At 58.7% G+C, this 12437-nt stretch carries 12 protein-coding genes; 5 read left to right on the plus strand and 7 right to left on the minus strand.

Translation table 11 applies throughout. The features are described 5' to 3' along the window. Nucleotides 1–33: 33 nt before the first annotated feature. The 5 genes from ACXAF5_RS17070 to ACXAF5_RS17090 all read right to left on the minus strand — a co-directional run bounded on the left by ACXAF5_RS17070 (nucleotide 34) and on the right by ACXAF5_RS17090 (nucleotide 4739). A complete protein-coding gene (locus ACXAF5_RS17070; RefSeq protein WP_474947500.1) occupies nucleotides 34–627 on the minus strand; it encodes an HK97 family phage prohead protease in 594 nt (197 codons plus the stop codon). An 11-nt stretch (nucleotides 628–638) separates the two neighbouring features. After that, complete coding sequence (locus tag ACXAF5_RS17075) at nucleotides 639–1931, minus strand: phage portal protein (RefSeq protein ID WP_474947501.1); 1293 nt, start codon at nucleotides 1929–1931, stop codon at nucleotides 639–641. After that, nucleotides 1931–3766: a terminase large subunit gene (locus ACXAF5_RS17080; protein ID WP_474947502.1), complete on the minus strand. Its 1836-nt coding sequence runs from the start codon at nucleotides 3764–3766 to the stop codon at nucleotides 1931–1933. Before ACXAF5_RS17080 ends, ACXAF5_RS17075 begins: the two co-directional genes overlap by 1 nt. Continuing rightward, a complete protein-coding gene (locus ACXAF5_RS17085) occupies nucleotides 3763–4242 on the minus strand; it encodes a P27 family phage terminase small subunit (RefSeq protein WP_239321439.1) in 480 nt (159 codons plus the stop codon). The genes ACXAF5_RS17080 and ACXAF5_RS17085 overlap by 4 nt, the downstream gene beginning before the upstream one ends. Before the next feature lie 134 nt (nucleotides 4243–4376). Next, nucleotides 4377–4739, minus strand: a complete 363-nt coding sequence (locus ACXAF5_RS17090) for an HNH endonuclease signature motif containing protein (protein ID WP_474947503.1) — start codon at nucleotides 4737–4739, stop codon at nucleotides 4377–4379. A gap of 389 nt (nucleotides 4740–5128) precedes the next feature. Here ACXAF5_RS17090 and ACXAF5_RS17095 point away from each other — a divergent pair, with 389 nt between their 5' ends. The 5 genes from ACXAF5_RS17095 to ACXAF5_RS17115 all read left to right on the plus strand — a co-directional run bounded on the left by ACXAF5_RS17095 (nucleotide 5129) and on the right by ACXAF5_RS17115 (nucleotide 10805). Beyond that, entirely contained in the window at nucleotides 5129–5557 is a 429-nt protein-coding gene (locus tag ACXAF5_RS17095; protein WP_474947504.1) for a hypothetical protein, read from the plus strand. A gap of 383 nt (nucleotides 5558–5940) precedes the next feature. Beyond that, nucleotides 5941–6732 (plus strand): helix-turn-helix domain-containing protein, encoded by a 792-nt coding sequence (locus tag ACXAF5_RS17100; RefSeq protein WP_474947505.1) that lies wholly within the window; start codon nucleotides 5941–5943, stop codon nucleotides 6730–6732. Next, a complete protein-coding gene (locus ACXAF5_RS17105; RefSeq protein ID WP_474947506.1) occupies nucleotides 6707–8245 on the plus strand; it encodes a GNAT family N-acetyltransferase in 1539 nt (512 codons plus the stop codon). The genes ACXAF5_RS17100 and ACXAF5_RS17105 overlap by 26 nt, the downstream gene beginning before the upstream one ends. Next, on the plus strand, nucleotides 8242–8781 hold the full coding sequence (locus ACXAF5_RS17110) for an ATP-binding protein (RefSeq protein WP_474947507.1): 540 nt from the start codon (nucleotides 8242–8244) through the stop codon (nucleotides 8779–8781). The genes ACXAF5_RS17105 and ACXAF5_RS17110 overlap by 4 nt, the downstream gene beginning before the upstream one ends. Nucleotides 8782–9263: 482 nt before the next feature. Beyond that, the gene (locus tag ACXAF5_RS17115) at nucleotides 9264–10805 is read left to right on the plus strand and encodes a P-loop ATPase, Sll1717 family (protein WP_474947508.1); all 1542 of its coding nucleotides are present in this window, start codon (nucleotides 9264–9266) and stop codon (nucleotides 10803–10805) included. Nucleotides 10806–11055: 250 nt separating this feature from the next. On the opposite strand, the gene ACXAF5_RS17120 is transcribed toward ACXAF5_RS17115, so the two are convergent. Together ACXAF5_RS17120 and ACXAF5_RS17125 are read right to left on the minus strand one after the other, a co-directional pair. Continuing rightward, complete coding sequence (locus ACXAF5_RS17120) at nucleotides 11056–11790, minus strand: hypothetical protein (RefSeq protein ID WP_474947509.1); 735 nt, start codon at nucleotides 11788–11790, stop codon at nucleotides 11056–11058. Continuing rightward, nucleotides 11787–12371 (minus strand): hypothetical protein, encoded by a 585-nt coding sequence (locus tag ACXAF5_RS17125; protein WP_474947510.1) that lies wholly within the window; start codon nucleotides 12369–12371, stop codon nucleotides 11787–11789. The genes ACXAF5_RS17120 and ACXAF5_RS17125 overlap by 4 nt, the downstream gene beginning before the upstream one ends. Between the last annotated feature and the right edge of the window lie 66 nt (nucleotides 12372–12437).

Below are 12437 nucleotides of genomic sequence, written 5' to 3' on the forward strand. Positions count from 1 at the left end.
CGCGGCATGGAAAAGGGCAGGACAAAGCGCCGATCAGCGCAGCCCGGACAGACGCCCGCGCATCTGCATCTGGCGGCGATAGCGCTGCGCGCCGCCGCCAAGAGCCGCCGCTTTGGAGCGAAGGCCTATCTCTGTGCCCTGGTAGGCAGGGTCGGTGACAATCGAGACATCAAAGAGCCGCACCGACCCGATGCTGCGCAGCGGATGCGCGCCGCTCTCATCCCAGGACTCTTTCTCGGCAATGAAGGCAAAGCTCATCTTGGAGAGATCGCCGCGCCGCATCTTGGGCAGGATCCGCTGCACATCCGGATCCTGCGGATCCAGCTCCGTCTCCACCCGCAGACCGCGCTGATCCTGCGACAGCATCAGCGTGCCGGAGCTGGTGCGCGCCAGCGGCAGGCCTTCGTGGTCGATCAGAAAGGTCACATCATCGCGCCGGTCCAGCGCGGCGCTGAAGGCACCGGCCTCCACCACCTCTTCCCAGCCCCATTTATCCAGCGGGCCGATGGCGGTGCGCTCGCCAAAGACCGCCGCATAGCCAAGCACCCGCAGGGGTTGGCCACTGTCTTCGCGCAGCTCTATGGGCGCGACGGCGCAATAGCGCACCTCGCGTGTTGGATCGCTCATCCAAGCCTCCGTCAGTTTGTGTTGGTGTCCGCGTCGCCGGCGTCCGTCTCGGGCGCGGCATCGTCATCAGGCTCCGGCGCAGCCGCGCCCTTGGCAAAGGCCTTGCCGGCCAGCTCAATCGGCACGGTGGCGCCCTGCACCAGGAGCACATCGCCCCCGGCCTTGGGCGCGCGGTTTTCCAGCGCGCGGCCCTCGTTTGGGGTCATCAGCCCGTTCTGGATCGCTTTGACAATCGCCTCGATCCGGGTCTTGAAGTCGCCCCGCATGATCCCGTCGAGGTTCAGTTTGACATAGCGTTTGGAGCCGCGCCCGAAGATCTTCAGCGTCAGCTCCTGTTCGAACTTCTTCACCCAGCGCCGCAGCGTGTGTTTGACCAGGTGAAGATCCTGATGCTCGATATTGTTGTAATTGCCCTTGCTCAGCTCCTGCAGGAACACCGGCGGCAGCTGATAGATCCGCGCCACCTGCCCCACCGCAAAGACCTGCACCGGGGTGAGCTGCATCTTCTCCGGATCATCGCCGAGCCGCTTCAGCTCATGCCCCGCCGGCAGCGGCAGCACCGGCTTGCCCTCATCCGCCGCCCGCCGCGTCACCCGCATCAGATCCGCCGCCGAACGCATCATTTCCTTGGCGGCCTGGAACGGGCCTGTCAGCACATAAGGCGGCACGCCGTTCTTGCCAAAGACCGTCAGCGCATAGCGATTGGCATTGAGCCCCTGGCGGATGGCGCTGGCGCAGGTCATCACCGGATTGTGGCTGCCCACATGATCCGGTTTGAGCAAAAAGGCGATGTCGATCACATCGCGGCCCGGGTAGGTCTTCACCCGCCCCGACGGCTCGCGGTAGTCGTAAAACAGCCGCCCCTGCTCCTTGCGCACCGTGGTGCGGTGATACTCCATCGGAAACAGGTTGATCACCCGCCCCTGCGCGTTGCGCTCGATGTAGGTATAGGCGCGCCCGGGGCCAAAGACCTCGGCAAAGAAGGTCTCACGCCAGCTGAAGGACGTGGTGCTGTCATTCACCGCCGCGCCCAGAACATCCACCACACCGCCCTTGAGCTTCCTGTCGCCGCCCTCATCACTTGTGGTCTCAAAGACCTCGATGGGCAGACCGGCCATCGCCGCCGACAGGAAGTTGATCGCCGCCCAGACCCCGGGCAGCGACAGCGCCTCGCGCATGCTCACCCCTTCGCCCACCTCGCCGGAGAGAACCTGCGCAATCGCCGCCTCGCCACTGTCCACCAGCTCGGCGCGCTGCTCCGGCGGGCCTGCGCCCTCGACCGCCGCGCGCCTGCGCCACCCCATCAATCCCACAGCATATCCTCCAGAGAGTAGTCCTCATCGCCCCAGGGCGAGTGTTCCTTGCCCGCCCGCTCGCGGCACAGCGCGATCCCCGCCGACATCGCCAACGAGACCATGCCGTCGATGCGACCATGGGCCTTTTCCTTGTCAAACATCCGGTGCCCGGTGCGGTTCTCCGCGTAAGTCACCGAGGCCGCCATACTGTCCAGGAGCGGGTTCTGCGCGACGGTTTGGCGGCCGTCATAGATGGCGTTTTCCAGCTTGTTGATGGAATCCGGCATCCACAGATAGATCTCCACCTCCTGCCCCGGATTGGTCGGATCCGGCACCTTCTCCAGCACCCGCTTCTGGAAGCCTTGCGGATGCACCTCGGTGGGCAGCACTAGGCCTTTTTCCGTCAGACTGTCTTTGAGACGCTCCAAGCCATATTGATCGCAGGCAATCACCTCCGGCTGATAGCGCGAGGTGAGATCCGCCAGCGCGTCGGCCAGCCACGGGTATTTAAGCCGATCCCCCGGCACCGCCTCGATAAACCCCTGCCGCACCCAGAGATCATAGGGGGCCTGATCGCGCGCCGCCCGCTCCATCAGCGTGCCCTTGGGCGTCCAGAACCAGGTCTTTGAGACCAGACGCTCGGCATCCTTGGTGGCATCCAGCACCCAGGTGAGCGTCAGCGCCGAGAAGTCGCGCACCTGGCTCAGATCCAGCCCGCCAAAACAGGGATAGCCCTGCGCGGTCAGCTCTTCGGGATCCACATCGCCATGGCAGGCCACCCAAGCCTCGCGCCGGATCGCCGCCGTCACCGATTGCGTCCACTGGCAAAAATGCAGCCGCGCAATGCCGTTGCGCTTGCCCGGCATCATCTTGGCCTGGTTCACCACCTTGGTGAGATATTCCTCATCGATGGTGACCCCCAGAAGCGGGTTCACCTTGACCCAGCAGCTGGGGTCATTCTCCCAGTCATCGCCCTCATCCAGCGAACAGATGAAGGCAAATGTGCTGTCATCCTCAATGGCGCCGGTGACGACATTGACGCCATGCTGATGCTCCTCCCAGCAGATCGATTTTTTGTCGGTGCCGGAGTTGGTCGCCATGCACAGGAGCGGCTGTTTGCGGAACTTGAAGCCCCGCTCCAGCATATCGATCACATCCCGGTTGGGATGCTCATGCACCTCATCGGTGAGCGCGCAATGTGGACGCGGGCCGGATTGCGCCTTTTCCGCCGAGAGCGGTTTGAACTTGCGCTTGTCGCCCCCGCGGCCCCGGTAGGTCATTTGCCAGACGGGGTTCTCGCCCTGCTGCTGCACCTTCCGCTTCAGCACCGGCGACTGATCCACCATCGCCACCGCATCCTGAAACAGGATCCCCGCCTGGTCTTTCTTGGCCGCCGCCGCATAGATCTCGGCCCTGGGCTCGCCATCGGCCACCATCATGTACAGGCCAATGCCGCCCAGCATCGGCGATTTGCCGTTGCCCTTGCCTTCCTCATCGTAAAACCGCGTGAACCGCCGGAGCCACGCCCCGTGCTGGGCGCTGTACTGTTTCCAGCCAAAAAGCGAGCCGATGCGGAACGCCTGGCTTGGGTGCAACTCAAAGGGCCGGCCCTCGAACTGCCCCCCATTGAGCCGCAGCACCTGCGGAAAGAACCGGATCGCCCGCAGCGCCGCCGCCAGATCCCATTTGAGCCCGCGTTTGGGCCCCTCCACCAGATCGCGCAGATGCCGCGCCGCTGCTGCCCGCACATAGGGCCCGGCCACAACCTCGCCGGCCTCGACCGCTTGCGCCCAGGCTGTCACCGGATCCTCGCTGGCCGAGACCCGGTCAGAGGATGCGCTCACGTCAGATAGCTCTCGGGCCCATCGGGATCGGCAAAGCTGAACCCCATCTGCCCTGCCCCCGACAGCCCCCGCTCCGCCGCCGGCGTCATGCCAAAGTCATTGGCCAGCCCGCGGATCTGGCGGAAGGTCTCATTGAGCTGCGCCACCTCGGGCCGCGCCTTGATCTGCACCCCGTTGCGCGTCTCGCTCTCATAGGTCTCGCCGGTCTCTTCCAACTCCAGCTCCAGACGTTCAAACCGCAGCACCGCTTTGCAGAGCTGTTTGAACATCATCACATTGCTGGGCTTCAACCGATCCACGGTCGGGTGACACAGCGGCAGCGCCAGCCGGTCAAAGGTCCAGCGCAGCTCACCGGTCAGCCCCTCGGGCCGGATCTCCTCCAGGCGCAGCCGCGCCCGCTCTTCCAGATTGTGAAGCGGCGCCCCCTCTTCCGCGAGGGCCACAACTTTTTCCTCTGCCGGTCTGCGCCCTCGCATATCCCGATCAACTCCTTGTTCATGTGGCTTTTTCTATTCAATTTCCACTTTGCGCAGAAAAAGGCTCCCCCTCCGGTTGCCAGCGCATCCGGAATTCCTTCGAACCCTCCCCCCGGGGCATTCGCCCCGCTGCGTCAGCGGTTGGCGGGGTGCTGTGGATCCACCGGCCAGCCATCCGCGCCGCGCTCTTGCGAGTACCCGCGCGCCTCCAGCCGTTGTTTGTTCTGATCATGATCATCCAGGCACAGCGTCTGCAGATTGCCTGGATCCAGAAACAGCGCCGGATCGCCCCGATGCGGGATCACATGATCCACCACCAGGCGGCAGCGCTTTGGGTTCACCTGTCGAGATCCCGACGCCGTCAGCGAACCATCGTTCAGGATCCCCCGCCGCAGACACGCCCGGCACAGCGGCTCCCGCGCCAGATGCTGAGGCCGCAGGCGACGCCGCCACGCCGACAGGTTGTACAAACGGTGATACGCGCTCCGTGCCGTCATACCAAACCCCCGGAACGCAAAAGCGCCCGCCGGTTTCCCGTGGGCGCAGTTATCGATGATGCATATTTACTGGCATGCCGGTGACTTTGGCGTCAAGGGGGGGATGTGGGGTGCTGGAATGCGCAGAAAGTGACCTTCGTAAAGTTGGCGCTCGGCAACCACTAGGCAGATTGGGTCGGCCCTGAGCCGTCGTCCAGTGATGTACTCGATTTCTGCAGCCGCGATCCGCTTTGCCGCCATTCGCCGCAAGCGCAAAACTCGGAGGCTGCTGTAGGTTGGTAGCACGGACAAACCTTCCATTCGACTTAATCTAAGCATTGATTGCTTAAAGCGCACACCGACCGGTGCTATACTTCAGCTAAAACGTGTGTTGGCTTGAGGGAACGGATTTGACTAAAAACGCTAGATGGGCATTCATCACCGCGCTTGACGACGAAATGTTGAAGAGCGGCGCGACTATGTCGGAATGGTGCGCCTTCATCGTTCGCGATTGCGATTATGCCTTCGTCGGTGGCGCGAACCTAGCAACCGTAATATCCGCTACCGCTGCAATCGAAACGTATCTTCGCGCCGAGTATGCAGGCGGGAAGCGTATTCGTCTTGCTGATTTGATTGATAGCTCGCCTATCCAACAGGGACTTCGAGACGACATTCATAAGCTGCGAAAATACCGCAACACATGGGTTCATGTGGCAACGCCGGAAGACGATGAAGAAATTCTACGGAACCCAAAGGCATATGAAGAGCAACTAGAAGAATGGGCCAAGCTGGCGCAACGTACACTGCGTCGGACCATCTATGAAAGTCAGTGGATATAAAAGGGTCTGCCCGCGCGAGCGCCGCTACCTACGCATAGCTTGTCATTTGGGCGAAACGCAGCACCTGAGCTCCTAGTGGAGATGCGGCGACGCAGCGGGTCGGGCGCCTCGTAGGCAGCGGCGATCTCGGCCCCGAGCTCCCGTTTGTGAGGCCGACAGCTTGCTGCTCTGAAGACCGTCGAACCGAACATGCTCCGCAGACAAAAAACTGCCAGCCGTTTCACTCTCACTGTCGGCTCGATGCGGCCCCGGGCGGCTGCCAACTCAGGTGACGGCCTCGCTTTAAGGCAGCACCTTTTCCGCCAGAAAGGTACGAGTTGGCTCAGCATTCCTTGCATGGAATACCGCTTTGTCGTAAGAAAGGGAAAAAAAGAGAGGTCAAGATGGGCAAGCTCACAGGAACAATCGTAGAAGCACAAGCCGTTTCAGTGGCTGACGGCACAGCCATGGTCGGACCAGAGCTGCGCAGGCTGCGACTTTTGGCGGACCTGACCCAGAAGCAAATTGCGGCGCGCATGGATGTGCAACAGGCCGCCATCTCGAAAATCGAAAAGGGCGGCGAGATATACCTCAGCACGGTGCAGCGCTATGTCGAAGCGCTTGGAGCATCACTGCGTTTAAACGCGCAATTTCCGACTGACGCACCGTTGTCTCTGCGCCTTTGCGAGGCCTTCGATGTTGAGCGGGGGAACGATGACCAGTTGGTTCTGCCGTTGCTGGGAGATGAGCCGTTCAAGCCGCAGCGGGACGTCGTCTTGTCGATCAAGCCCGTCTACTCCGAAAAGATTCTCGCAGGTCACAAGACGGTTGAACTGCGGCGCAGGTTTCCGGTCTCCGCACCAAGCGGCGCACTAGCCTATATCTATTCAACCTCTCCGGTCAAAGCGATGGTCGGCACAGCATCGATCCGCGAAGTCCTCAAGCTCCCCGTGGAGCAGATTTGGGCCGAATTTGAGAGCACTGCATTTATCGAACGGCCACACTTTGACAGGTATTTTGACGGCTTGGACCACGGCTTCGCATTGGTTTTTGACCATGTGAAAGCTTTCACGCGTCCCCTGCCTCTAAACGAACTACGGGAAAAGTTCGGATTTGAGCCCCCCCAATCCTTCCTCTATGCAAAACGTGACCTGAGAAAGGCCCTTAAAGATGAGCCAGCAATCGTATCTCATTGATACGAACATCCTGATTGGGCTCGAAGATTACCACACAGTTGAAGCAGCCTACGCCAGGTTCCACGCCCTCGCCTCGGCCCACAAGGTCGACATCTATGTGCATGAGGCCGCGAAGGATGACATCGCGCGCGACAAGGATGTCGAGCGGCGGAAAATCTCACTCAGTAAGATTGCGAAATACCGCGCGCTCAAGAAGCAGCGCGGTCTAACCGACTCCGATCTTGATACAGCCTACGGTCCGTGCAAAAAGCCCAATGATGTTGTAGATGCGACGCTTCTCCACGCCCTAGAGAACGGCGCTTCGGATTTTCTTGTCACGCAGGACAAGGGGCTTCACGAGCGTGCACAGAAACGTTCGCCCGATCTCGCCCGACGTGTCCTGTTTATAGGTGACGCGACCGAACTACTGATCCAGACCTATGAGCCCAAGGGGGTTCCGATCCGCCACGTGGCGGAGGTTGAGGCCCATGAAATCAATCATCAAGATCGGTTTTTCGACAGCCTGCGTGACGGATACCCCGAATTTAACGGTTGGTGGCGCGAGAAATGTGTCAAACAACATCGCTCATGCTGGGTGGTTTATGATGACGGCCATCTTGCGGGTCTGATCGTCCGTAAGAACGAGACGGCGGGCGACACCGACGCGATCACTCCAGCCGAGAAAGTCCTGAAAATCTGTACCTTCAAGGTCGCTCCCGAAAGCCGCGGTGTGAAGCTCGGCGAGTTGCTGTTGAAGCAGGTCCTCTGGTATGCGCAGACCAACGGGTATGACCTGACTTATCTGACCACATATGAGGATCAGGTCTCGCTAATGGACCTTTTAGAGTACTACGGTTTCCGGAAGGCTGGCACGAATGCCAATGGCGAATACATCTACGAACGTGGGTTTTCCTCTGCAGCGCTGGTCCCTGCTGAAGCGAGTTCTCCCTTCGATCTTGCGCGCGAAAACTACCCGCGATTTCTCGTTGACGAAAAAACGCGCGGGTTCGGCATTCCTATCAAAGAAGGCTATCACGACACCCTTTTCCCGGATCTCTGGCAACCGCAACAGCCCGATCTCTTTTCCGGCGCATCCCCTGCCGAGACAATCACCCGTCCGGGCAATACGATCCGAAAGGTCTATCTGTGCCAGGCGCAATCGAATCTCGGCCCCCCAGGGTCGATCCTGTTTTTCTACAAGGGGGTCTCTAAAGACCCGCCCTCCCAAGCGATCACTGCGCTTGGCATTTTGGAAAGCATGACGTTAGCGCGATCGACAAAAGAATTGATGCAAATGACCGGCGGCCGCTCTGTCTACAGTGAAGCGCAGCTGGATGCCTGGAAGGCGACACCCGAACGACCAGTCAAGGTGATCAACTACCTACTGATCGCTTACATCGACCCACCCGTGTCGAAGGATGAGTTGGAAAACATGGGCGTCATAAACGGGCACCCGCAACAGTCCATCTATAAGCTGCGCCATGATCTGATGACGAGGCTCGTCGAACGTTCGAACCTAGAGTTTGCCGTATGAACCAGCAGATTGTTGCATTTACAGGACTGTCCGGCGTCGGAAAAACGACTTTTCTCCGGCATTTGGCCGAACACATCCCATTCCAGCATCTCACCGGTGGCAGTCTTATTGCCGCGGCACGCGATGCGCATCCGGACGAGAGAGACGCTATCCGCAATGCAGATCTCGACGAAAATCAACGGCTCTTGATCGATGGCTTTGCGTTGGCACGCGATACCGCTGCGCGGCTTGTCATCATGGACGGTCACGTTGTCATCGACAGCAGCGCAGGCATACAGGAACTGCCAGCCGACGTTTTTCGTGCGCTTGGCATCGCAAAAATGGTACATCTTGAAGCCGAGCCCGCACGCATCAGCACCAACCGTTCAAACGACGCCTCACGACGTCGACCGACTCATGATCTCGAAACACTGTCTCAGCATCAGCTTGCTTCCCGCGCACATGCCAAATCTATTGCGGCCGCAATGGATATCGAATTTCACATCGTCACGCATAATGATATTGCGCACTTGGCCTTAACTCTTCAGAAAGCCTGAGCACTGCTGCACGGCTGCGGCAGAGATGATCCGTGTTTGCCCTTGAATGGCAGCATTCGCGATATCCCATTGCGAGTACACGCCTGCAGGGAAAGTCAGCTACCCGCCCCCTCCTGTTCGAGCGTCACCTCATGATGCATCTAGCGTGGATGTCAGCTAAGTGCAGGTAGCAGACTTTGCAAAGATGAACGACCGGTCCAAGTCCGACGTTCGTGCCATGTCCAAACGGGTGATCGGAGGCGACCAATTAAGGTGCGGCAAAAGAAGCGCCAACTCGAAAACAGCCGAACAGATTGCGCCACGCTCCCCCCTCCCCGGGGAACGAGGTCACGAGAGTTCATGCGGCAACAGAGATTAGGCCGAAGATTACCTTCCGGTTTGCCCTGAGAGCCGATTCTTGCACTTGTGGTTAGAAACGGCGCCCCATAAGATTCGCGCCAAGAACGTACACTAAACTCTCTAAAAACCGTCAGGGTCGACCAATGAAAATTAAAGACATTTATCTCGGTGAAGTCGATGCGAAGAATGAAATCCTAAAGCAAAAGAGAGCCGGGGTAGACTATTTCATGAGCTCCTTCAGTATTCCGAAGAGAGTTGATATCGATGAATACCTTACTGGCCAAAAGTATTTCATCTATGGCCTCAAGGGCGCTGGAAAAACCGCACTCCTCAGATATATTCACGATAGGCTATTGACGTCTGGACGACACTCTGAGGTGATTTTGTTCAAATCGCATGTGAGCGAAGAGGATCGGCAGGGCCTATCAAAGGGGGCGGGGTTTCAAATCTTGAGCACCGAAGGGGTGCCATCCTTTGCACAGGACTTCAAAGAGTCGTGGAAGTGGATGATATACCAAAAGATTGCAGAGCTACTTAAGGAGAAAAATTTTTACGGACCAGATGTTGAAAAGCTTTGTAAACTTACAGGTGTATCTGAGGGTGGATTTTCGAGCTCATTGGGGGCGCTATTCTCTAAGATTAGCTCTGGAAGGTTAAAGCTTAGCGGAGAGGCGCTTGGTATTGCCGTTGAACTAGGAATAGAAGGGGAAAAAGGTCCGGAGCAGATCACAGTGTCTCCAGCGAATGCAAACAGAGTTTGCTCAAAGCTTCTCAACAAGATTGACTTTGGAAACGGAATGTACCTTTTGTTCGACGAGCTTGAGTTGGTTCATCATACGCAAGATCAATTTGATAGGGATCGCAGAATTCTACGCGATTTAATTTATGTAATATCTCAACTTAATGCGGAGTCCGCCGAGGGTGGGAGGGCTTTGTTCATCATATCCACTCTTCGGTCGGAGGTCCTTCATTCTATACTGGAGCTAGGTCACGAGATCGGAAAGGAAGTAGATGATTTTGGAGACAAAATAGACTGGTCCGATGCAAACGACAGTGCAGACCATCCATTGTTGAGACTTGTAGGTAGAAAAATATCCACCTCTACTTCAGTTGAGGAGGAAAAGGTTTGGGCGCATTTCTTTCCAAGAGATATTAACAACCAAGAGTATTTTAAATTTATTTTGAGGTCATCCTACTACCGGCCGCGAGATGTTGTCAGACTCTTGAAGGTAGCAAGGAGCTTCAATGATCAGGCAGAGAAATTCACAACTGCTCACTTTGATGAGACAGCTTTAGAATTTTCCAAGCAGACATGGCTTGAAATAACCGAAGAGCTCTTAGCTACGTACACCCCCAAAGAGATTGAATCCCTTCAAAAGTTTTTTCTTGGATTCAATACCATGTTCTTCAAGTCTTCGATAGGGCGCAGACTTGAAGAACGCTACAAAAACGATGAGTTGGTATCAGAACTGTTCCGAAGCAAGGGTGTAGAAAGAATTCTCGCAGATCTCTATCGGATAGGAGTCGTCGGGAACAATTTTCTGGTCAAAAAACAGCGTGGCGGCAATGAACGGAGGGATAGATGGATATTTCGGGGAAACACTACCCTCAATGATGCGGAGCGTATGGCCATCCACAAATCGCTTTGGAAGCATCTATCTTTGGTTCCTGGGGTGGCAAGCTAACTTCCGAGAACCTTTTCTATAGGGCATCGATTTTGATGATAGCTGAGTTGGGCGGTAGTCTTGGCGCGAGATCCAATGTCCTCATTCGCTGCTACCCCAGCGGTCAGGGGGGGGGAGGGATCAAGATTGATTTCAACGCGTCGCGACCATTTGAGCGGGTCGGCGAAGGGCAGCTGTCCGGCCTTTCCTATCAGCGTCGCGTGTCATTCTGCACTCCGCATGAACGTCTCGTTTGGGCTGATTTCAGCCCTCACCAAACCATCCGCTCCAACACCTCAGCCAGAGCCTGCCGCAACGCACCGGACGTCTGCCCCCGGACACTCCACCCATGCGCCCGCAGGACCGCGCTGATCGGCTTGTCCTCCAGGCACACCATATCCACCAGCCGCCGATCCGTGATATTCACGCGTGAACCGCGTTTGGACGGGCGGATCTTGCGCACGGCAATGGCAGTACCCGTGCCGATGCGCCTTTGGATGCGCTCGATCTCTTCGCGATCCCGCAGCACCGCATCGATGAAGCTGCCACTGCCTCCACCACCGCCGCTGCGGATGGCCTCGACAGATGAGCACCGGACACCTGCGCAGGCGTGGCGCTCGACCAGATCTCGATAATATCGCCCCGCCGCAACCTGGGCGCGGGTAAATGGCGCGGGCTTGCCGTTGCTGGCCGCCTTGGCCGCCATCACATCAAACACATCCGCGCACTGCATGGCCGACCGGCCACGGTAGCCAGAGGGGCGGGCTTTCCAGTCGCTTTCACCATCGGGAAACAGGCTCATCGGCTGGAACACGCGAATGGCTCCGCGGGCCGGCGCCTCGGGGATCGCATCGCCGCAGACCTCCGGCACCTGCCCTCGCGCCTTCACCGCCTGGATGCGTTCCGCCTCTGCCTTCAGGCGCAGTTGGCGCGCCGCCATAAACTTAGCCATCGGGGTCAGATCCGCCACGCCATCGGGCGCCACGATCACAACATGCTCGCTCATGCTGCTGCACCCCGCTGCGCCTGGTCTGCGATCTCCCGGCATTTCTGCAGAGCCTCTGCCCGCCGCACCCGAAAGCGCGCATCCTCGGCCGACAGGCGATCCCCGCGCCCTGCCCGCATTTCGATATCCGCCATCCGGCGCACCGCCTCATCCGCCTCATTGCGAATCTGGGTGATGGTGTAGCGTCCCGGCCATTCCCGCGCCCCACGCAGATAGCGCAGCAGCTCAGGCGCCCAGCCGCCGGCCAGCGCCTCCTGCCCCAGCGGATGGCCGAATACCTTGAGCATCAGCGGCGATGGCCCGCTCTCCGGCGGCTGGATCTCGCGCGCCTTGTTCAGGATCTTCAGCCCAATCGGAAACCGATCCTTGTCCTTGCCACCGGGGTGTGCCTCAACCCAATCCCGCAGCACTGCGAGGCTGGCGGGCGTCATATACGCCAGCTTCTGGCGCAGCTCGCCCAGCATCACCGCAAACTGCGCCTTGGTCAGCGTCGAGGGCCGCGCCAGCCCCAACGCCTCCAGCGGCGTGATCAACATGTCCTGCACCCGCGCCTCACCGGCGGCCTGTTCCTTTGCATCCATTTCTGCACCTCATTCTCAGCAAATCCGAGTTATCCACAGCCGCCGACGTCAATGTGTCCGGCGACT

The organism is Epibacterium sp. ABV4_022 (assembly GCF_056159345.1).

Coding starts and splice junctions, on each gene's coding strand:
- ACXAF5_RS17070 (WP_474947500.1), bottom strand. CDS start 627: ATGAGCGATCCAACACGCGAGGTGCGCTATTGCGCCGTCGCGCCCATA.
- ACXAF5_RS17075 (WP_474947501.1), bottom strand. CDS start 1,931: ATGGGGTGGCGCAGGCGCGCGGCGGTCGAGGGCGCAGGCCCGCCGGAG.
- ACXAF5_RS17085 (WP_239321439.1), bottom strand. CDS start 4,242: ATGCGAGGGCGCAGACCGGCAGAGGAAAAAGTTGTGGCCCTCGCGGAA.
- ACXAF5_RS17090 (WP_474947503.1), bottom strand. CDS start 4,739: ATGACGGCACGGAGCGCGTATCACCGTTTGTACAACCTGTCGGCGTGG.
- ACXAF5_RS17100 (WP_474947505.1), top strand. CDS start 5,941: ATGGGCAAGCTCACAGGAACAATCGTAGAAGCACAAGCCGTTTCAGTG.
- ACXAF5_RS17105 (WP_474947506.1), top strand. CDS start 6,707: ATGAGCCAGCAATCGTATCTCATTGATACGAACATCCTGATTGGGCTC.
- ACXAF5_RS17110 (WP_474947507.1), top strand. CDS start 8,242: ATGAACCAGCAGATTGTTGCATTTACAGGACTGTCCGGCGTCGGAAAA.
- ACXAF5_RS17115 (WP_474947508.1), top strand. CDS start 9,264: ATGAAAATTAAAGACATTTATCTCGGTGAAGTCGATGCGAAGAATGAA.
- ACXAF5_RS17120 (WP_474947509.1), bottom strand. CDS start 11,790: ATGAGCGAGCATGTTGTGATCGTGGCGCCCGATGGCGTGGCGGATCTG.
- ACXAF5_RS17125 (WP_474947510.1), bottom strand. CDS start 12,371: ATGGATGCAAAGGAACAGGCCGCCGGTGAGGCGCGGGTGCAGGACATG.